Below are 18,151 nucleotides of genomic sequence, written 5' to 3'. Positions count from 1 at the left end.
CAACTTTCCTCCGGGCAGGGAGAGCGGGGGGTGGGTGCGGGATTTAGGTTAGCCTAACCTAAGTTAGATCACAAATGAGGAAGGGCCCCGGCTGATGCCGGGGCCCTTCCTCAAATAGCTTGTACGCGACGGGAGTTGACTACAGGTCGGATGCCGGGTCCTCGCTCGGTGCCTGGCCCGCGTACGCCTCGGCGAGCAGCTGCTCCTCGCTCGCGCCGAGCCTCCAGTAGCCGGTGAACCGCACCGCGCGCCGGTCGACGGAACGTTCCTGCACCAGGTGGCGGCGTACCGCCCTGATCGTCCCGGCCTCGCCCGCGAGCCAGGCGTACGGGGTCCCGCCGGCGGGGAGTTCCGCTGCCCGCAGCGCGGACAGCACCCTCTCGGTGCGCGCCGCCGGGCCCGCGCCGTCCTCGCGCACGATCCAGGTGATGTCCGCGTCCGCGAGGGTGTGCAGGCCGAGGCGGTCGTCGGCGTGCGGGACCTCGAACCAGGCCTTTACCCCGGTGTCGGCGGGCAGCCGGTCCAGGATCGCGGCGGCCGCCGGCAGGGCCGTCTCGTCCGCGTACATCAGCACCGTGCCGGTGCCCTCGGGCCGCTGGAAGCGGACCGACTTGTTCTCCGCCACGGCCGGGCCGATCGCCATGATCCGCCGGCCGGTGACCGCCCGGCCCGCCCAGCGGGAGGCGGGCGACGCGTCCCCGTGGAGGACGAAGTCGACGTCCACCTCGACCGCCCCGCCGTCCGTACGCCGCTGCTCGCGCACGGTGTACGAGCGCATCACCGGGCGCTCCTGCTCCGGCATCGCGCGCCAGGCCCCGAACCAGGTGTCCTCGTCGGTGGACGGGAGGACGGTGTCCTCCCGGTCCCCGACCGGGAGGAAGAGCGACAGGCTCTGGTCGTAGCCGCCCGAGCGGAAGCCGGCCAGGGACTCGCCGCCGAAGGTCACGCGCAGGAACGAGTGGCCGAGGCGGCGGGTGCGCAGGACTTCGAGGGTGAAGAAGCGGAAGTGCGCGGCGGCCGGAGCCGCGTCGGGGGCGGCGTCGGGGCCGGTGGCGGAAGCGGAGCCGGCGGCGGAAGCGGTGGCGGCGGCGGAAGCGGTGGCGGTCATGCGGAGGTCCCCCCTGGGTTACCGGGTCAGCCGAGCTTCTTGGCGTTCTGGATGGTCTTGGCGAGGTCTTCCAGCAGCTGCGCGCACTTCTCGTACGAGTAGATCGGCTCGGTCACGCGCGGGGCGACCTGGCCGGCCTTGACCGCCGGGAGCTCGTTCCAGGTCGGCTTGGCCTTCAGGGCTTCCGGCTGGAGGGCCTGGGTGCGGTTGTCCAGGAGGATGACGTCGGCCTTGTACTTGCCGGCGTTCTCCCAGCTGAGGCTCTCGAAGAAGCCCTGCGGGTCCAGCTTGTCCTGCTCCGGGGTGACGAACTCGACGCCGAGGGTCTCGAAGTACTTCAGGTCCGCGGAGGTCTTCGGGGTGGAGACGTAGAACATCTGGTCGGAGCCGGAGCCGACGAGGACCTTGACGCCCGGGTTGGCCTTGACGGCCTCGCGGACCTTGGCGGAGGCGGCGTCGAAACGGGCCTTCGCGTCGGCGCTCTTCTTCGTGTTCAGGTCGGCGCCGAGGGACTTGGCGAGGTCCGCGGTGCGCTCCAGGGCCTTGTCCATGGACACCTTGTCGCCCACGCCGACGGCGGCGGCCGGGGCCAGCTTCAGGATCTTGTCCTTGGAGGCCTCGGGCACGTACCAGTACGAGCCGTCCCAGGTGTTGGTGGCGAGGAGGTCGGGCCGCAGGGCGGCGTACTTCTCGACGTTGAACTCGTCGTAGACGTTGCCGAGGATCTCCACCTTGGAGATGTCCATCGTGCCGGCCATCGGGTCCGGCTTGCCGTCCGCCAGCCTGGTCGGGCCGAAGACGCCCTTGACCTGCACGCCGTAGTCGTAGAGCGCGGCGGCGGTGCCGGTGTAGGCCACGATGTTCTTCGGCGTGGACTTGGCGGTGGCCGTCTTGCCCAGGTCGTCCTTGAAGCTCCAGGCGCCCGACGCGGCGGAGGAGCCCTGGTCGCCCGCCCCGTCCTTCGCCTTGTCGCCGCCGCCGCACGCGGTGAGCGCGGCGACGAGGCCGAGGGCGCCGCCGGCCGCGATGAGGCCGCGGCGGGAGAGGAAGGTCGGGCTGGGCTTGGGCATGTCGGTTCCGCTTTCGTGCGTGCAGGGCGGCTGCGAGGGTGGGCCGTTCGGGAGGAAGGTTAGCCTAACCTTGGCCAAAAGCGGTAAGGCAGTCCTAACTTCTCTCGGGGGCGCACGGGCGCACGCACGCGCGACGGCCCGCGCCGGAGGGCGCGGGCCGTCGTACGGGGTGGTGCGGGCAGCGGTGCCGGATCAGCCGGCGAAGCCCAGTTCGCGGGCGATGAGCATGCGCTGGACCTCGCTCGTGCCCTCGCCGATCTCCAGGATCTTCGAGTCCCGCCACATACGGGCCACCGGGTACTCGTTCATGAACCCGTAGCCGCCGTGGATCTGTGTGGCGTCACGGGCGTTGTCGACGGCGACCGTGGAGGAGTACAGCTTCGCGATGGCCGCCTCCTTCTTGAACGGCTCGCCCGCCACCAGCCGCGAGGCTGCGTCCCGCCAGCCCAGGCGGGCCATGTGGGCGCGCGTCTCCATGTCGGCCAGCTTGAACTGGATGGCCTGGTTGTCGCCGATCGGCTTCCCGAAGGCCTGTCGCTCCTTGGCGTACTTCACCGACTCGTCCACACAGCCCTGCGCCAGACCGGTGGCCAGCGCCGCGATGGCGATCCGGCCCTCGTCGAGGATCCGCAGGAACTGGGCGTAGCCGCGGCCCTCCTGGCCCACCAGGTTGGCGACCGGTACCCGGACGTCGGAGAAGGACAGCTCACGGGTGTCCGAGGAGTTCCAGCCGACCTTGGAGTAGGGCGCGGCCACCGTGAAGCCCGGGGTGCCGGACGGGACGATGATCGAGGAGATCTCCGGACGGCCGTCCGCCTTGCGGCCGGTGACCGCGGTGACCGTGACCAGACCGGTGATGTCCGTACCGGAGTTGGTGATGAAGCACTTGGAGCCGTTGATCACCCACTCGTCGCCGTCGCGGACGGCCGTCGTACGGGTGCCGCCCGCGTCGCTGCCGGCGCCGGGCTCGGTCAGGCCGAACGCGCCGAGCACCTCGCCCGAGCACAGCTTCGGCAGCCACTCCCGCTTCTGCTCCTCGGTGCCGAAGAGGTAGAGCGGCATGGCGCCCAGCGAGACGCCCGCCTCCAGGGTGATGGCCACCGAGGAGTCGACGCGGGCCAGCTCCTCCAGGGCGATGCCGAGCGCGAGGTAGTCGCCGCCCATGCCGCCGTACTCCTCCGGGAAGGGCAGGCCGAACAGGCCCATGCGGCCCATCTCGCGGACGATCTCGTACGGGAACTCGTGGCGCTCGTACAGGTCGCCGATCTTGGGCGCCACCACGTCGTGCGCGAACGCCTCGACGGTACGGCGGAGTTCCTCGTGCTCGGGGGTGAGCCGGTGGTCGAGGGGCATGGCTTCGTTACTCCTTGTGGGAGAGGGCGCGGACGGTACGGGAGGGGCTGGGACGGCCCAGCTGTTCGGCCATCCACACGCTCGTGGCGGTGAGGGCGGCCAGGTCGACCCCGGTCTCGATGCCGAGGCCGTCGAGCATCCACACCAGGTCCTCGGTGGCCAGGTTCCCGGTGGCGCTCTTCGCGTACGGGCAGCCGCCGAGACCGCCGGCCGAGGCGTCGACCGTGGTCACGCCGTGCTGGAGCGCGGCGAGGGTGTTGGACAGGGCCTGGCCGTAGGTGTCGTGGAAGTGCACCCCGATCCGGCCGGTGGCCACGCCCGCCGCGTTCAGCTCGCCGAGCAGCGCCTGGACGTGGCCGGGGGTGGCGACGCCGATCGTGTCGCCGAGGCTGAGCTCGTCGCAGCCCAGGTCCAGCAGGGCCTTGGCGACGCGGACCACCTGGGGGACCGGGACCGCGCCCTCCCAGGGGTCGCCGAAACACATCGACAGATAGCCGCGCACGTGCGCGCCCGCGTCCTTGGCCCGGGCCACGACCGGCTCGAACATGGCCAGGGACTCGGCGACCGTACGGTTGAGGTTCCGCGCGGCGAAGGTCTCGGTGGCCGAACCGAACACCGCGATACGGGTGGCGCCGAGGGCGAGCGCGCGGTCGAGGCCGCGCTCGTTGGGCACCAGGACGGGCAGGTCCGCCGGGACGTCGGAGAGCAGCGGGAACAGCTGCTCGGCGTCTGCCAGCTGGGGCACCCACTTGGGGTGGACGAAGCTGGTGGCCTCGACGGTGGTCAGGCCGGCGGCGGCGAGCCGGTGGACGAACTCGGCCTTCACCTCGGTGGGGACGGCCGTCTTCTCGTTCTGGAGCCCGTCGCGGGCGCCGACCTCGTGGATCCGCACCCGCGTCGGAAGCCCGCTGGGGGCCGGGACGGTCATGGGCAGGCCGTTCACGCCGCCTCCTCCTCATCCGCGTCGGGAGTGATCACGGCCAGGACCTGGTCCATGGCCACCGTCGAGCCGGGGGTGACGTCGAGTTCGGTGACGGTGCCGGCGTGCGGGGCGGAGATGACGTGCTCCATCTTCATCGCCTCGACGACCAGCAGGCTCTGCCCGGCCGCCACCCGGTCCCCGACGGCCACCTTGACGACGGTGACGGTGCCGGGCATGGGGGCGGCGAGGGTGTCGGCGCCTGCCCTTCCGCTGCCGCTGAGGGCTGCGGTGACGGGGTCGTGGTGCTGGACGTGCCAGCTGTCGGCGTCCCGCCCGAGCCAGACCCCGTCCGGGGAGGTGGCGTGGCTGAACCGGTGCGTGACGCCGTCCAGTTCGACGCTGAGGCGGTCGGGGCTGAGGCTGATGATGCGGCCGCGGGCCGGTGCGCTGGGGCTCTGCCCCAGACCCCGCGCCTCAATCGCCGGCGAGGCTGTATTTTGCGCGGCGCCATTGTCGGCTGTCGGACCGTCGAGGAGGATCTCCTGCTCTGCGCCCCGTTGCCGGGTGCGGACCGTGACCGGGTCCTGGCCCGGGAGGCGGAAGTGGTGGACCGTCCAGGCGGGGGTGCCGCCGAGGCGCCAGCCGTCGGCGGCGGAGAAGGGGTCGGCCCACGCGCCCGCCGCATCCGGCCCCGCCGGCGCGGGGAGGGAAGCCCGGGCCAGCAGCGCCGCCGCCGCGTACACCTCGGCCGGGACCCCCTCCGGGAGGAGGGACGGCAGGTCCCGCTCCACCAGCCCCGTGTCCAGGTTCCCGGACACCACGTCCGGGTGCGCCAGCAGCCTCCGCAGGAACCCGGCGTTGGTCTGGACACCCAGGATCACCGTGTCCGCCAGGGCACCCCGCAGCACCCGCAGGGCGGCGGCGCGGTCCGGGCCGTACGCGATGACCTTCGACAGCATCGGGTCGTACGTGGACCCCGTGTCCACCCCGGCCACCAGCCCGGAGTCCGTCCGCACCGCCCCGCCCGAAGGCTCGGACAGCGCCAGCACCGTGCCGCCGGACGGCAGGAACCCGCGCGCCGGGTCCTCCGCGCAGACGCGGGCCTCGATCGCGTGCCCGGTCAGCCGGACGTCCTCCTGCCCGAAGCCCAGTTCCGCCCCCGACGCCACGCGCAGCTGCTGCTCCACCAGGTCCAGCCCGGTGATGAGCTCCGTGACCGGGTGCTCCACCTGGAGGCGGGTGTTCATCTCCATGAAGTAGTACGAGGACGGGTCCCCGCCCGGCACGATGAACTCCACCGTGCCCGCGCCGACGTACCCGCAGGAACGCGCCGCCTCCACCGCCGCCGCGCCCATCGCGGCCCGGATCTCGGGCGTGAGGAGGACCGAGGGGGCTTCCTCGATGACCTTCTGGTGGCGCCGCTGGAGCGAGCACTCGCGCTCGCCCAGGTGCACCACATTGCCGTGGGCGTCGGCCAGCACCTGGATCTCGATGTGGCGCGGCCGGTCCACCCACCGCTCCACCAGCAGGGTGTCGTCCCCGAAGGAGGACCGCGCCTCGCGCCGGGCCGCCGCGATCTCCTCCGCCAGCAGGGCCGCGTCCCGGACCAGCCGCATGCCCTTGCCGCCGCCGCCCGCCGAGGGCTTGAGCAGCACGGGCATGCCGATCTTCTCGGCGGCCTCGACCAGTTCGGCGTCCGACAGCCCGCTCCCGGACGACCCGGGTACCACCGGCACCCCGGCGGCCTTCACCGTCTCCTTGGCCCGGATCTTGTCGCCCATCAGGGAGATCGCCGAGGCGGGCGGCCCGATGAAGGCCAGCCCCGCCTCCGCGCAGGCCTGCGCGAAGGCCGCGTTCTCCGCGAGGAAGCCGTACCCGGGGTGGACGGCCTCGGCCCCCGTGCGCCGGGCGGCGTCGAGCAGCTTCCCGACCGAGAGGTAGCTCTCGGACGCCGCCGCCGGGCCGATCCGGACGGCCGTGTCGGCCTCCCGTACGTGCCGGGCGTCCGCGTCGGCGTCGCTGAAGACGGCCACGGACCGGATCCCGAGCTCCCGCAGGGTGCGGATGACCCGTACGGCGATCTCGCCCCGGTTCGCCACCAGAACAGTGCTGAACATCTGTGAGGTCCTCACGTCACAAGTCACAAGTCACGGGTCACATGCGGAAGATGCCGTAGCCGCGCTCGCCCAGCGGGGCGTTCGCGCACGCGGTCAGGGCCAGTCCCAGCACCTGCCGGGTCTCCAGGGGGTCGATGACCCCGTCGTCCCACAGCCGCGCGGTGGCGTAGTAGGCGTTGCCCTGTTCCTCGTACTGCGCGCGGACCGGGGCCTTGAAGGCCTCCTCGTCCTCGGCGGGCCACTCCTGGCCCGCGCCCTCGATCTGGTCGCGCTTGACCGTGGCCAGGACGGAGGCGGCCTGCTCGCCGCCCATGACGGAGATCTTGGCGTTGGGCCACATCCACAGGAAGCGCGGCGAATACGCCCGGCCGCACATCGAGTAGTTGCCGGCGCCGTACGAGCCGCCGACCACCACCGTCAGCTTCGGGACCCGGGCGCAGGCCACGGCGGTGACCATCTTCGCGCCGTGCTTGGCGATGCCGCCGGCCTCGTAGTCGCGGCCGACCATGAAGCCGGAGATGTTCTGGAGGAAGAGGAGCGGGATGCCGCGCTGGTCGCACAGCTCGATGAAGTGGGCGCCCTTCTGCGCGGACTCGGAGAAGAGGATGCCGTTGTTGGCGATGATGCCGACGGGGTGGCCGTGGATCCGGGCGAAGCCGGTGACCAGGGTCTGCCCGAACTCCGCCTTGAACTCCTGGAAGCGGGAGCCGTCCACGACCCGGGCGATGATCTCACGGGCGTCGTAGGGGGTGCGGGAGTCGACCGGGACCGCGCCGTAGAGCCCGAACGGGTCCACCTTGGGCTCCTCGGCCGGCTCGACCGACCAGGGCAGGGCCCCGCGCTCGGGCAGGGTCGCCACGATGTTCCGTACGATCCGCAGCGCGTGCGCGTCGTCCTCCGCGAGGTGGTCGGTCACGCCGGAGGTGCGCGAGTGCACCTCGCCGCCGCCGAGCTCCTCGGCCGTGACCACCTCGCCGGTGGCGGCCTTCACCAGCGGCGGGCCGCCGAGGAAGATCGTGCCCTGGCCGCGGACGATGACGGCCTCGTCGCTCATCGCCGGGACGTACGCCCCGCCCGCCGTGCAGGAGCCGAGGACGGCCGCGATCTGCGGGATGCCGGCGCCGGACATGCGGGCCTGGTTGTAGAAGATCCGGCCGAAGTGCTCCCGGTCGGGGAAGACCTCGTCCTGCATGGGCAGGAAGGCACCGCCGGAGTCGACCAGGTACAGGCAGGGCAGCCGGTTCTCCAGGGCCACCTCCTGCGCCCGCAGGTGCTTCTTGACCGTCATCGGGTAGTACGTGCCGCCCTTGACGGTGGCGTCGTTGGCGACGATCACGCACTCGCGGCCGCTGACCCGGCCGATGCCCGCGATCACGCCGGCCGCCGGGGCCGCGCCCCCGTACATCCCCTCGGCGGCCAGCGGGGCCAGCTCCAGGAAGGGCGAACCGGGGTCGAGGAGGGTGTCCACGCGGTCGCGGGGCAGGAGCTTGCCGCGCGCGGTGTGCCGGGCGCGTGCCTTCTCGCCGCCGCCGAGGCGGGCCGCGTCCAGCCGGGCGCGCAGGCCCTCGGCGAGCTCGCGGTGGGCGGCCTCATTGGTCCGCCAGGCCTCGGACGCCGGGTCCGCGGCGCTCGTCAGCACTGGTGCCTGCTGCATCGGTCGAGCTCCCTTGCTCGGTACCTGCTGTGTTAATGACCGTTAACGCGTGTGGGTCAAAGGTTAACGAGCGCTAACCGCCCTGTCTAGAATGGATTCCCATGAGCACCAGAGCTGCCACCCCGACCCGCCGCGAGCAGATCCTCCGCGAGGCCGCTCGTCTTTTCGCGGAGCGCGGCTTCCACGGCGTGGGCGTGGACGAGATAGGGGCCGCGGTCGGCATCAGCGGCCCCGGCCTCTACCGGCACTTCGCCGGCAAGGACGCGATGCTGGCCGAGCTGCTCGTCGGGATCAGCGAGCGGCTGCTGACCGGCGGCCGCCGCCGCGTCGAGGAGGCCGTGGGCGACCCGCGGGCGCTGCTCGCCTCCCTGGTCGAGGGGCACATCGACTTCGCGCTGGACGACCGGGCGCTGATCACCCTGCACGACCGGGAGCTCGACCGGCTGCGCGACGAGGACCGCAAGCTCGTACGGCAGCTCCAGCGCCAGTACGTCGAGCTCTGGGTGTCCGTCGTGCGCGAGCTGCACCCCGAGGTCGGGGAGGCGGAGGTACGGGTCGCCGTGCACGCGGTCTTCGGCCTGCTGAACTCCACCCCGCACCTGGGCGCGCTGAGCCGCGAGGCGACGGAGTCGCTGCTGCGCCGGCTCGCGCACGGGTCCTTCGGGGCGCTGTCGGGGTGAAGCGGGGCGCGGGCCCGGGCAAAAGCCGGGGCGAGGGCTTGAGGGCGGCTTGGCGCAGCGGACGGATCCGGCCGGGCGGCGGCAGAATGGGCCGCATGCCGAAGCCGACAGAGCCCATAGAGACCCCCAGCCGAGCGCAGCTCATCGACCACCTGGTGCGCACGCGCATCGCGGGACAGGTGGCGACCCCCCGCGAGAACAACCTCTCCCACTACCGCAAGCTCGCCAACGGCGACCGGCACTACTGGTTCGGCCTGGAGCTGGGCGACCGCTGGACGGACGAGCAGGACGTCCTGGCCGTGATGGCGGAGCGCGTCGGCGTCGTCGACGACCCGGCGCACCGGACCGGGCAGGACACCATCGACCCGGAGCTGACGGTCGCGGGCCTCGACCGGATGGCGGCCCGCCTGCGGAAGGCCGCGCTGGACCGGCAGAGCGTGCTGTTCGCCACCGGGCACCCCGGCGGGCTCCTGGACGTCCACCGCGCCACGGCCGACGCGCTGCGCGCGGCGGGCTGCGAGATCGTCCGGATCCCGGCGGGGCTCTTCGCCGACGAGGGCTCGGTGTGGCAGTTCGCCGACGTGGCGGTCATGGAGCGGGGTGCGACGCTGTGGCACACCCACTCCCCGGCCCCGATGGCGGCCATCCTCGACACCCTGCCGAACGACGGCCGCCCCCTGCCGGACCTGGTCGTCGCCGACCACGGCTGGGCGGGGTGCGCGGCGCAGCGGGGGCTGGACGCGGTGGGCTACGCCGACTGCAACGACCCCGCGCTGTTCTTGGCGGAGGCGGAGGGGACGCTCCAGGTGGCCGTCCCCCTGGACGACCACGTCCGCGACCCGCGCTACTACGACCCGATGGTCGCGTACCTCCTGGCGGCGGCGGGCCTGCGGTAGCCGGCCCGCGCGGCGGGCGGGTCAGCGGAGCCAGGCGCTCATCTCCCCCTGGACGGTGGAGCCGTCGAGGTCGGCGAGCTTCATGCCCACGAAGGTGCGCGCCCAGTCCGAGGTCTGGATCCGGAACGGCATCCTCTCGGCGGTCAGCGCCTCGACGACCGGCGCCGCCGCCTGCTCCGGGGTCTGCGCGGTGTCGCTGCCGAAGGACCGCATGGCGTGGTCGATGTAGCCCTGGAGCTGGGCGGCGTACGGGCCGGCCTGGGCGAGCAGCGCCGGGAGGTCGAGCCCGACGTTGTTGACGAACTCGCTGGACACGGCGCCCGGTTCCACGACGCAGACCTGGACGCCCGCGGCCCCGGCGACCGGTGCGAGGGACTCCATGAAGCCCTCGACGGCGAACTTGGCCGCGCAGTAGGACTCGTTGAAGGGCTGGCCGACCACGCCGCCGACGCTCGTCACGGTGATGACCCGGCCGCCCGAGGCGCGCAGGTGGGGGAGCGCGGCCCGGGTGAGCTCGACGACGCCGAAGAAGTTGACCTCCATCACGGAGCGCACCTCCTCCATGCCGTGCTGCTCGACGGTGCCGACGAAGCCGGCGCCCGCGTTGTTCACGACGGCGTCCAGGTGGCCGTGTTCGGCGACGACCTCGGCCACGCAGGCGGCTACGGAGTCCGCGTCGGTCACGTCCAGCCGCTTGACCTGGACGAGACCGGTGACGCCGGCTTCGGCGGCGGCCTTGACCAGGGCGTCGGCGCGGGTGGTGTCCCGCATGGTGGCGACGGTGTGCCAGCCGGCCCGTGCCGCCGCCACCGCGGCGGCGAGTCCGATGCCGGAGGAGGTGCCGGTGATGAGGACGGTCTTGGCGGGCGTGGTGGTCATGGAGGCTCCCTAGGTTTGTGCGTGCACACACACATTAATGATGTGTGCGCGTGCACGCAACCCGGTACCCTTTCCCCATGGCGCACGCGAACCTCAACCTGGACGGCCTCACCCCCCGTGACCACGCCTTCTACGGTCTGGTCTGGGCCGGCACCACCCTCACCGCCCGGGTCGACCAGGCGCTCACCCGCCGCCACGACCTGCCGCTGTCGTGGTTCGAGGTGATGCTGTGGCTCAGCGTGCAGAAGGAGCCCGTCGCCCCCTCGGAGCTGGGCGCCAGGACCCTGCTCAGCCGCAGCCAGGTCTCGCGCGTGGCCGACTCGCTCCAGGCCCGCGGGCTCATCGAGCGGATACCCTCCCCGACCGACGCCCGCTCGGTCGGCATCGCCCTGACCGAGGCCGGCCGCCGCACCTACGCCGAGGCCGACGCCACCCGCCGCGAGGCCCTGGCCGAGGTCTTCGACGACCTGCTGGACGACACGGACATCGCCGCCCTGGAGACGGTCTGGGCGAAGCTGAAGTCCCGCCCGCAGGGGTAGGGAACGCCGAAGGCCCCCCGGACGCGGTCCGGGGGGCCTTCGGGGAGCGGCGTGTCAGGCGCGCGGTACGCGGACCACGCCCTCCTGGATCACGGTGACGGCCAGCCGGCCGTCCTGGGTCCAGATCCGGGCCTGGCCCAGGCCCCGCCCGCCGTGCGAGGTCGGCGAGTCCTGGTCGTAGAGCAGCCACTCGTCCGCCCGCAGCGGCCGGTGGAACCACATCGCGTGGTCCAGGGAGGCCCCGACCACGTCGCCCACCGCCCAGCCGCCGCGGCCGTGCGCGAGCAGCACGGAATCCAGCAGGGTCATGTCCGAGACGTACGTGGCCAGGCACGTGTGCAGCAGCGGGTCGGCGCTGTCCAGCTTCCCGGCCGTACGGAACCACACCTGCGAGCGCGGCTCCACCGGCTCGCCGATCGACCCCCACGGCGGCGTCGTCGCGTACCGCAGGTCCACCGCGCCGCGCGCCTCCAGCAGCCGCTCCACCGTGCCCGGGTCCCGGAACAGCTCCCGGTAGGCGGGCAGGGCCTCGGCGGCCGTCGGCAGCGACTCCGGGTCGGGCGCGTCGGGCATCGGGACCTGGTGGTCCAGCCCCTCCTCGTACACCTGGAACGAGGCCGACAGGTGGAAGATCGGCTGCCCGTGCTGCACGGCTACGACCCGCCGCGTGGTGAACGAGCGGCCGTCGCGGATCCGGTCGACGGTGTAGACGATGGGCGCGCCCGGGTCGCCCGTGCGCAGGAAGTACGAGTGCAGCGAGTGCGCCGTACGGTCCCCGGGCACGGTACGGCCGGCCGCGACCAGCGCCTGGGCCGCGACCTGTCCGCCGAAGACGCGCGGGACCAGCGACGGGCGGCTGGTCCCGCGGAAGATGTTCTCCTCGATCTGCTCCAGGTCGAGCAGATCGAGGAGACCGGAGAGCGCTTCGTTCAAGGGGACTTACAGACCCATCGACTTGGCGATGATCGACTTCATGATCTCGCTGGTGCCGCCGTAGATGCGGTTGACGCGGTTGTCCGCGTACAGGCGGGCGATCGGGTACTCGTTCATGTAGCCGTAGCCGCCGTGCAGCTGGAGGCAGCGGTCGATCACGCGGTGCGCGACCTCGGTGCAGAAGAGCTTGGCGGAAGCGGCCTCGGCCGGGGTCAGCTCGCCCGCGTCCAGGGCCTCCAGCGCGCGGTCGGCGACGGCCTGGGCGGCGTCCACCTCGGCCTGGCAGGCGGCCAGTTCGAACTTGGTGTTCTGGAAGTGCGCGACCGGCTTGCCGAAGACCGTGCGGTCGGTGACGTACTGCTGGGCGAACCGGACGGCCGCGGCGGCCTGGGCGTACGCGCCGAAGGCGATGCCCCAGCGCTCGGAGGCCAGGTTGTGGCCCAGGTAGTAGAAGCCCTTGCCCTCCTCGCCCATGAGGTCCTCGACCGGGACCTTGACGTCGACGAAGGCCAGCTCGGCGGTGTCGGAGGTCTTCAGGCCGAGCTTGTCGAGCTTGCGGCCGATCGAGTAGCCCTCGGACTTGGTGTCCACGGCGAACAGGGAGATACCGAAGCGGCGGTCGTCCTCGCTCGGGGCGGAAGTGCGGGCGCAGACGATCACGCGGTCGGCGTGGACGCCGCCGGTGATGAAGGTCTTGGAGCCGTTGAGGACGTAGTGCGTGCCGTCCTCGGAGAGCTTGGCGGTGGTCTTCATGCCCGCGACGTCCGAACCGGTGCCCGGCTCGGTCATCGCCAGGGCCCACATCTCCTCACCGGAGACGAACTTCGGCAGGAAGCGCTTCTTCTGCTCGTCGGTGGCGAGCATCTTGATGTAGGGCAGGGCGAGCAGCACGTGCACGCCGGAACCGCCGAAGTTGACGCCCGCGCGGGAGGTCTCCTCGTACAGGACGGCCTCGAACTTGTGGGTGTCCAGGCCCGCGCCGCCGAACTCCTCGGGGACGTTGATGCCGAAGATGCCCAGCTCGCCGAGCTTGTAGTAGAACTCGCGCGGCGCCTGGCCGGCCTGGAACCACTCGTCGTAGACGGGGACGACCTCGGCCTCGATGAAGGCGCGGAGGGTCTCGCGGAACGCCTCGTGGTCCTCGTTGAACACCGTACGGCGCACGGCCGGCTCCCTTCGTCGCGGCGGTCCGCCGCTTATGTCTAAGCGCTTGCTCATAGCTAAGTTACCGGCGGGTTGTCGATCCTGTCCAGATGCGGCCGGCCGGCGGTGAATCCTTTCCGGGGGCCCGCGCCTCTTATCCCCGTACCGCGACGGACGCGGTGGGGAACGGGACCTGGAGGTCGCCATGATCATCGCCATTGCCATCGCAGCGGGCGCGCTGCTGCTCTGCACGTGCGTGTTCGTCCTGAAGCGGGGGCGCGCACGTGGCTGACTGGCCCGGCGAACGCCTGATCGCCGAAGCCCGGCGCGGCGACCTCGACTCGATCACCGCGCTGGTCTCGGGCTCGCACCCGAACGTACGGCGCTTCGCCCGCTCCCTGTGCGCGACCCCGGAGGACGCCGAGGACGCGGCGCAGGAGGCCCTGATCATCCTGTACCGGAAGATCGGCATGCTGCGGGCCTCCGGCGCGCTGGCCTCGTGGATGTTCCGCATCGTCCGCAACGAGTGCCTGCGCCGGGCCCGGGCCGTGGTCCGCGACCGGGAGCACCCCCCGGCCCCGGACACCCCGGTGGACTCGGCCGAGGACGAGGCGCTGCGCCGCCTGGAGGCGGGCAGGGTGGCGGCCGCGGTCGCGGCCCTCCCGCCCGACCAGCGACGGGTGCTGATCATGCGGGACATCCAGGGCCACAGCGGCCGCATGGTCGCCGACTCCCTGGGCCTCACCACGGCGGCGATGAAATCCCGCCTCCACCGGGCCCGCACCACGGTCCGCACCACCCTCCTGACCCCGCCCGACCCGGCTCCCGGAAGGAACGGCCCATGACCGCGACGAAGGCCGACGGCCGCCCCGACTTCGCGAGCGCCTCCCTCCCGAGGCACCTGGTGCGCGGTGTCCTGGGATTCGGCTCGCTCGCCCTGGCCGTCGTCCTCCTCCCGTACGCCTGGCCGGTCAGCCTGGCCCTGCTGCCCGTTGGCCTGCTGGCCCTGCGCGGCTGCCCGATGTGCTGGGCGGTCGGGCTGGTGCAGACGCTCTCCCGGGGCCGCCTGGAGCGCACGTGCGAGGACGGGCGGTGCACGCTGACGCCGTCCGCGTGACTGTCAGTCCGGCGCCGTAGGGTCCCGGCATGATCCAGAACACCCGTACGACGCCCGCCCGTCCCGTCGACGTCGAGGCGCTCTTCCCGGAGCTGGCCCCCTACCGCCGTGAGGCGGTACGGCTCCACCCGCGCCCGGGGTCACCCGCCTGCACCGACAGCTCGGTCGGGGGGCCGCTGCTGTGGCCGGCGGGGGAGGCGTGGCCGGTGTGTGGCGAGGAGCACTACGAGCCGGAGTCGGTGGACCTCCACGAGGAGGCGGCGCCCATGCTTCCCATCGTGCAGGTCTACCGCGCCGACGCGCCCGGCCTGCCGTTCCCCGAGGGGACGGACCTGCTCCAGGTGGTGTGGTGCCCGTACGGGCACGGCGAGTACTGCTACCCGCTGCCGAGGGTCTACTGGCGGGACTCGGCGGCGGTGGGCGAGGTGTGCCCCACCCCCGCGCCGGATCCCGACCTCTGCGCCTACTGGTACCCGGACCCGTGCGTGGTCCATCCCGAGACGGTGACCGAGTACCCGAGCTGGGACATGCCCCGCGCGCTGTCGGACGCGCTGCGTCCGCGCATCGAGGAGATGGAGGCGCGCACCGGCCTGTACTACTGGTACCACCTGGCGGAGGCGTCGGGGATCAAGCTGGGCGGCTGGCCCGGGTGGACGCAGGACCCGGCCTGGCCCGACTGCGAGGGGTGCGGCGGGCGGATGGAGCACCTGCTGACGGTCGCGAGCAGGGAGGTCGACGGAGAGTCCTGGCGCACGTGGCTCCCCGAGGAGGACCGCACCCCGGACGGCGGCTACCCCGGCCGGAGCGTCGCCGACCCGGCGGGCCTCTGCCTCGGCGACGCCGGGGGCGTCTACGTCTTCGAGTGCCGTACGTGTCCGGACCGGCCGGTGGGGCACTGGTTCGACTGCTCCTGAGCCTTACGGGGCGGTGCTGGCCCCCTGCTTGAGGGCGTCCACGAAGGAGGCCCAGGCGGGGGCCGGGATCAGCAGGGCGGGGCCGTGGGGGATCTTGGAGTCCCGGACGGGGACGGCGGTGGGGTGGCCGTCGAGGACTTCCAGGCAGCTGCCGCTCTCGTTACCGCTGTACGAGGATTTACGCCAGCCGCTCAGGGTCGAGCCCTCTCGGACCGTGTGATCAGCCATGCTGCTCGTGTTCCTTCGCGATCGCCCTCATGAATGCGAGTGACTCCCGCTGTGGGAGCGCATCGCCCAAGGCCTGAGCGTATGTGGCCTGGAGGCGTTGAACCAGGGCGGGTGAGTCGTGCACCTTGCCCACGGATACGCCTTCGCTGTAGGCAGCTGGGGGCTGGTCCTCGAACCACATGAGCGACAGCATCCCCTGGAGCAGGGGGTAGAGACCGAGGCCGATAGGGATGATGTGCGTCCGGATGCGCCCGCGCTCGGTCAGGTCCACGATGTGCTTGATCTGATCAGCCATTACGCGGCTGCCGCCGAAGGGGCGCCTCAGCGCGGCTTCGTCGATCAGTGCCCATACCACCGGCGACACGGGGTCCTTGAGGATCCTTGCCCGTTCGAGCCTTGAGACAACGTGCTTGTCACGTTCCTCATCACTCTTGGGTGGGACGCTCGTGCCGAGAACGGCGCGGGCGTACGCCTCGGTCTGAAGGATGCCCGGTACGAAGGACAGGGCGAACTCGTAGATCTGCGAGGCCTGCTGCTCCAACTGTCTGGCGGGCTCGAAGTAGTCCGCGATGGTCTCGTCGTCCTGCGGCAGAAAACTCCTCAGCACGTCCCCCGTCCCCAGCGCCCGGTCCAGCCGTACCGCGTCCTCCTGGGACGGGATCCGGCGGCCCGCCTCGATGTGGGCGATGTGGGACCGGGTCATCAGGGCGTCGTCCGCCAGCTGTTGCTGCGTCAGGCCCGCCGCCTTCCGCTGGGCCTTCAGCCAGTCCCCGTAGATGTTGCTCATGGTCAACTCCCCTGTGACGGGGTCGAAGTCACGCGGTGTGCCCTGGCGAGCCTACTCCCGGCCGTCTCACTCTGTGACCGGATCGCCACACGACGGAAGGGATCGGGAATGGCGCACGATCAAGGGCGGCTGCTGCCGTGGGTCACCGGGGACGGGCAGCCCTGCTACCTCGTCACCGACGGGCAGGGCTACCTCTCCCGCGTCGCGGACGACATGGAGCGCGTCCAGCTCGGCATGGCCGTCGAACTCCTCGGCCACGCCGACGACATGCTCCGCGACTACGACGCCACCGGCGCCCAGCTGCGGTACCTGGGCCACCGCATGGCCGAGTCGCTGCGGGACGTGCACCGGATCGCCGTCAGCCGAGGGGCCCGGATGGCGAGTCCGGTGCCGGACTGAGCCACCGCAGGGCGAACCACAACTCCATGCGGGTGTCCGCGTCGTCCAGGTCGGCGTCGCCCAGCAGGGCCGCGCAGCGGGCGATCCGCTGGCGGACCGTGTTGCGGTGCACCCCCAGCGCGGCGGCCGTACGGTCCCAGCTGCCGTGGTGGGCCAGCCAGGCCCGCAGGGTCTCCCGCAGCGCGGGGGAGAGGGGCAGGAGCAGCGCCTCGGCGTGGGCGCGGGCTTCCGCTTCGCCGACCAGGCCCGCGAAGCCCGGGTCGGTGGGCCGGGCCAGCGGGGTCCGGGCCGCCTCGGCGCGTTCCAGGGCCCGGCGGGCCTCCGCGCCCGCCGTGCGCAGCCCGCCCGGCGCGGCCGGGGCGCTGACCCCGAGCCGCCACCCCGGCTGCGGGCCGGGCTCCCGGTCGGTGAGGAGGCGCGCGCCGTCCCCGTGCGGGTCCAGCAGTACGGTGCCCAGCGCCGCCGCCAGGGCCTGCGGGTCCCCGCCGCCCCGGGCGTGGACGGCGTACCAGGGGCCCGGGGCGAGGGCGGCGTCCGGGTCGCCGTCCAGCAGGAGACGGGTCAGCGCGGCCGCCTCCGCGCCGGCCGGGCCGCTCGCGGTGAGCAGGGTCAGCAGGACGGCGCCGACCGAGGCGATGGTGTGGTCGCCGGGGGCCCGCCCGGGGGTGGCCAGGGCCAGCACCCGCCCGCCGCCCACCGCGTAGGCGGCCAGATGGGTGCCGCCCAGGCCGTCGGTGGCGGTGGCCGCGCTCCCCGGGGCCACCCGCAGCGCCAGCGCGTCCAGCGCCGCCCGCACGTCCTCCCCGGGCTCCGCCCCGGCGGTGGCCCCGGCCGGGCGGAACCCGGCGCCCGAGGGGGCGACGCCCGCAGGGCCGGACCCCGGGCCCCCCAGGGCCGCCCAGCCGCCCAGGGTCGCCGCCAGGCGGGACAGCACCGCCGGGACCGGGTCCGGGCGGGCGGCGGCCGCCGCCAGGGACTGCTGCGCTTCGGTGACGCGGCGGAGCTCACGGGTGCGGGCCTCCGCCATCAGCCGCCACACCGTGCGGGCGACCGCCGTGAAGGGGGTCCCCGGCGGGACCTCCACCAGCGGCAGCCCGTACGCCGCGCACGCCTCCGCCAGATCCGGCGGCACCGTCTCGTGCACCGGGGTCACACCGAACCCGAGCCCGGCCGCCCCGGCCCGCACCAGCCGCGCCACGTACGCCCCGGCGTCCGCCCCCGCCAGCCCGGACCCCGCCGTCAGCAGCAGCTCCCCGCCCAGCAGGTACGGCGACGGATCGGGCATCTCGGAGGCGTGCACCCCGTGCACCTCCCCCTCGGCGGGGCCCGCCAGCCGGCGCAGCCCCAGTTCGCGGTCGGCGAGCAGGGCCGCGAGGGCGACCGGCGCGGTGGGAGGGGTTTCCACGGCCATG

19 protein-coding genes are annotated in these 18,151 nt (G+C 72.8%); 7 read left to right on the top strand and 12 right to left on the bottom strand.

The features are described from left to right. Positions 1-139: 139 nt before the first annotated feature. From ACZ5NJ_RS07115 to ACZ5NJ_RS07090, 6 genes are all read right to left on the bottom strand, one after another. Positions 140-1,108, bottom strand: coding sequence for a siderophore-interacting protein (locus tag ACZ5NJ_RS07115; RefSeq protein WP_468763656.1), 969 nt, complete (start codon positions 1,106-1,108; stop codon positions 140-142). 26 nt (positions 1,109-1,134) lie between these two features. After that, complete coding sequence (locus tag ACZ5NJ_RS07110) at positions 1,135-2,178, bottom strand: ABC transporter substrate-binding protein (RefSeq protein WP_468763654.1); 1,044 nt, start codon at positions 2,176-2,178, stop codon at positions 1,135-1,137. Between the two features lie 192 nt (positions 2,179-2,370). Beyond that, the gene (locus ACZ5NJ_RS07105) at positions 2,371-3,531 is read right to left on the bottom strand and encodes an acyl-CoA dehydrogenase family protein (protein WP_468763652.1); all 1,161 of its coding nucleotides are present in this window, start codon (positions 3,529-3,531) and stop codon (positions 2,371-2,373) included. Between the two features lie 7 nt (positions 3,532-3,538). Then, positions 3,539-4,459 (bottom strand): hydroxymethylglutaryl-CoA lyase, encoded by a 921-nt coding sequence (locus tag ACZ5NJ_RS07100; protein WP_468763883.1) that lies wholly within the window; start codon positions 4,457-4,459, stop codon positions 3,539-3,541. Positions 4,460-4,470: 11 nt separating this feature from the next. Next, positions 4,471-6,570, bottom strand: coding sequence for an acetyl/propionyl/methylcrotonyl-CoA carboxylase subunit alpha (locus ACZ5NJ_RS07095; protein WP_468763650.1), 2,100 nt, complete (start codon positions 6,568-6,570; stop codon positions 4,471-4,473). A gap of 37 nt (positions 6,571-6,607) precedes the next feature. After that, on the bottom strand, positions 6,608-8,224 hold the full coding sequence (locus tag ACZ5NJ_RS07090) for a carboxyl transferase domain-containing protein (protein ID WP_358896156.1): 1,617 nt from the start codon (positions 8,222-8,224) through the stop codon (positions 6,608-6,610). A gap of 101 nt (positions 8,225-8,325) precedes the next feature. Between ACZ5NJ_RS07090 and ACZ5NJ_RS07085 the strand changes: the two genes are divergently transcribed. After that, positions 8,326-8,904 carry an SACE_7040 family transcriptional regulator gene (locus ACZ5NJ_RS07085; RefSeq protein WP_468763647.1) on the top strand — a complete coding sequence of 193 codons (579 nt, stop codon included), beginning with the start codon at positions 8,326-8,328 and terminating at the stop codon, positions 8,902-8,904. 86 nt (positions 8,905-8,990) lie between these two features. Beyond that, positions 8,991-9,800, top strand: coding sequence for a phosphatase (locus ACZ5NJ_RS07080; RefSeq protein WP_468763645.1), 810 nt, complete (start codon positions 8,991-8,993; stop codon positions 9,798-9,800). 21 nt (positions 9,801-9,821) lie between these two features. On the opposite strand, the gene ACZ5NJ_RS07075 is transcribed toward ACZ5NJ_RS07080, so the two are convergent. After that, positions 9,822-10,679: an SDR family NAD(P)-dependent oxidoreductase gene (locus tag ACZ5NJ_RS07075; protein ID WP_468763642.1), complete on the bottom strand. Its 858-nt coding sequence runs from the start codon at positions 10,677-10,679 to the stop codon at positions 9,822-9,824. Between the two features lie 77 nt (positions 10,680-10,756). Here ACZ5NJ_RS07075 and ACZ5NJ_RS07070 point away from each other — a divergent pair, with 77 nt between their 5' ends. Beyond that, on the top strand, positions 10,757-11,218 hold the full coding sequence (locus ACZ5NJ_RS07070; protein WP_468763640.1) for a MarR family winged helix-turn-helix transcriptional regulator: 462 nt from the start codon (positions 10,757-10,759) through the stop codon (positions 11,216-11,218). Positions 11,219-11,272: 54 nt separating this feature from the next. Here ACZ5NJ_RS07070 and ACZ5NJ_RS07065 read toward each other — a convergent pair whose 3' ends face one another. Together ACZ5NJ_RS07065 and ACZ5NJ_RS07060 are read right to left on the bottom strand one after the other, a co-directional pair. Further along, positions 11,273-12,151: an acyl-CoA thioesterase gene (locus ACZ5NJ_RS07065; RefSeq protein WP_468763637.1), complete on the bottom strand. Its 879-nt coding sequence runs from the start codon at positions 12,149-12,151 to the stop codon at positions 11,273-11,275. A 6-nt stretch (positions 12,152-12,157) separates the two neighbouring features. Next, entirely contained in the window at positions 12,158-13,315 is a 1,158-nt protein-coding gene (locus ACZ5NJ_RS07060; protein WP_468763635.1) for an acyl-CoA dehydrogenase family protein, read from the bottom strand. Positions 13,316-13,578: 263 nt separating this feature from the next. Between ACZ5NJ_RS07060 and ACZ5NJ_RS07055 the strand changes: the two genes are divergently transcribed. The 3 genes from ACZ5NJ_RS07055 to ACZ5NJ_RS07045 are packed head-to-tail and all read left to right on the top strand — an operon-like array spanning position 13,579 to position 15,325. Continuing rightward, a complete protein-coding gene (locus tag ACZ5NJ_RS07055) occupies positions 13,579-14,139 on the top strand; it encodes an RNA polymerase sigma factor (RefSeq protein WP_468763633.1) in 561 nt (186 codons plus the stop codon). Further along, complete coding sequence (locus ACZ5NJ_RS07050) at positions 14,136-14,411, top strand: hypothetical protein (RefSeq protein WP_468763631.1); 276 nt, start codon at positions 14,136-14,138, stop codon at positions 14,409-14,411. The genes ACZ5NJ_RS07055 and ACZ5NJ_RS07050 overlap by 4 nt, the downstream gene beginning before the upstream one ends. Positions 14,412-14,440: 29 nt before the next feature. After that, the gene (locus ACZ5NJ_RS07045) at positions 14,441-15,325 is read left to right on the top strand and encodes a YwqG family protein (protein WP_468763629.1); all 885 of its coding nucleotides are present in this window, start codon (positions 14,441-14,443) and stop codon (positions 15,323-15,325) included. A 3-nt stretch (positions 15,326-15,328) separates the two neighbouring features. Here the strand turns inward: ACZ5NJ_RS07045 and ACZ5NJ_RS07040 are convergent, their stop codons facing one another. Both ACZ5NJ_RS07040 and ACZ5NJ_RS07035 read right to left on the bottom strand, forming a co-directional pair. After that, positions 15,329-15,553, bottom strand: coding sequence for a DUF397 domain-containing protein (locus tag ACZ5NJ_RS07040; RefSeq protein WP_468763627.1), 225 nt, complete (start codon positions 15,551-15,553; stop codon positions 15,329-15,331). Then, positions 15,546-16,340, bottom strand: coding sequence for a helix-turn-helix domain-containing protein (locus ACZ5NJ_RS07035; RefSeq protein WP_468763625.1), 795 nt, complete (start codon positions 16,338-16,340; stop codon positions 15,546-15,548). Before ACZ5NJ_RS07035 ends, ACZ5NJ_RS07040 begins: the two co-directional genes overlap by 8 nt. A gap of 108 nt (positions 16,341-16,448) precedes the next feature. On the opposite strand from ACZ5NJ_RS07035, the gene ACZ5NJ_RS07030 reads away from it, so the two are divergent. Beyond that, positions 16,449-16,739, top strand: coding sequence for a hypothetical protein (locus tag ACZ5NJ_RS07030; protein ID WP_468763622.1), 291 nt, complete (start codon positions 16,449-16,451; stop codon positions 16,737-16,739). Here ACZ5NJ_RS07030 and ACZ5NJ_RS07025 read toward each other — a convergent pair. Next, positions 16,699-18,150: a PucR family transcriptional regulator gene (locus tag ACZ5NJ_RS07025; RefSeq protein WP_468763620.1), complete on the bottom strand. Its 1,452-nt coding sequence runs from the start codon at positions 18,148-18,150 to the stop codon at positions 16,699-16,701. The genes ACZ5NJ_RS07030 and ACZ5NJ_RS07025 overlap by 41 nt on opposite strands. Position 18,151 lies beyond the last annotated feature (1 nt).

It is taken from the genome of Streptomyces sp. NPDC032091, from assembly GCF_055580265.1.
Note: the sequence above shows the minus strand (reverse complement) of the source record. Positions and strands in the feature narration are given on the sequence as shown.

What these genes read in the sequence shown, in the direction of transcription:
- ACZ5NJ_RS07115 (WP_468763656.1), bottom strand. Translation starts at nt 1,108, where the DNA reads ATGACCGCCACCGCTTCCGCCGCCGCCACCGCTTCCGCCGCCGGCTCC.
- ACZ5NJ_RS07110 (WP_468763654.1), bottom strand. Translation starts at nt 2,178, where the DNA reads ATGCCCAAGCCCAGCCCGACCTTCCTCTCCCGCCGCGGCCTCATCGCG.
- ACZ5NJ_RS07105 (WP_468763652.1), bottom strand. Translation starts at nt 3,531, where the DNA reads ATGCCCCTCGACCACCGGCTCACCCCCGAGCACGAGGAACTCCGCCGT.
- ACZ5NJ_RS07100 (WP_468763883.1), bottom strand. Translation starts at nt 4,459, where the DNA reads ATGACCGTCCCGGCCCCCAGCGGGCTTCCGACGCGGGTGCGGATCCAC.
- ACZ5NJ_RS07095 (WP_468763650.1), bottom strand. Translation starts at nt 6,570, where the DNA reads ATGTTCAGCACTGTTCTGGTGGCGAACCGGGGCGAGATCGCCGTACGG.
- ACZ5NJ_RS07090 (WP_358896156.1), bottom strand. Translation starts at nt 8,224, where the DNA reads ATGCAGCAGGCACCAGTGCTGACGAGCGCCGCGGACCCGGCGTCCGAG.
- ACZ5NJ_RS07085 (WP_468763647.1), top strand. Translation starts at nt 8,326, where the DNA reads ATGAGCACCAGAGCTGCCACCCCGACCCGCCGCGAGCAGATCCTCCGC.
- ACZ5NJ_RS07080 (WP_468763645.1), top strand. Translation starts at nt 8,991, where the DNA reads ATGGGCCGCATGCCGAAGCCGACAGAGCCCATAGAGACCCCCAGCCGA.
- ACZ5NJ_RS07075 (WP_468763642.1), bottom strand. Translation starts at nt 10,679, where the DNA reads ATGACCACCACGCCCGCCAAGACCGTCCTCATCACCGGCACCTCCTCC.
- ACZ5NJ_RS07070 (WP_468763640.1), top strand. Translation starts at nt 10,757, where the DNA reads ATGGCGCACGCGAACCTCAACCTGGACGGCCTCACCCCCCGTGACCAC.
- ACZ5NJ_RS07050 (WP_468763631.1), top strand. Translation starts at nt 14,136, where the DNA reads ATGACCGCGACGAAGGCCGACGGCCGCCCCGACTTCGCGAGCGCCTCC.
- ACZ5NJ_RS07045 (WP_468763629.1), top strand. Translation starts at nt 14,441, where the DNA reads ATGATCCAGAACACCCGTACGACGCCCGCCCGTCCCGTCGACGTCGAG.
- ACZ5NJ_RS07040 (WP_468763627.1), bottom strand. Translation starts at nt 15,553, where the DNA reads ATGGCTGATCACACGGTCCGAGAGGGCTCGACCCTGAGCGGCTGGCGT.
- ACZ5NJ_RS07035 (WP_468763625.1), bottom strand. Translation starts at nt 16,340, where the DNA reads ATGAGCAACATCTACGGGGACTGGCTGAAGGCCCAGCGGAAGGCGGCG.
- ACZ5NJ_RS07030 (WP_468763622.1), top strand. Translation starts at nt 16,449, where the DNA reads ATGGCGCACGATCAAGGGCGGCTGCTGCCGTGGGTCACCGGGGACGGG.
- ACZ5NJ_RS07025 (WP_468763620.1), bottom strand. Translation starts at nt 18,150, where the DNA reads ATGGCCGTGGAAACCCCTCCCACCGCGCCGGTCGCCCTCGCGGCCCTG.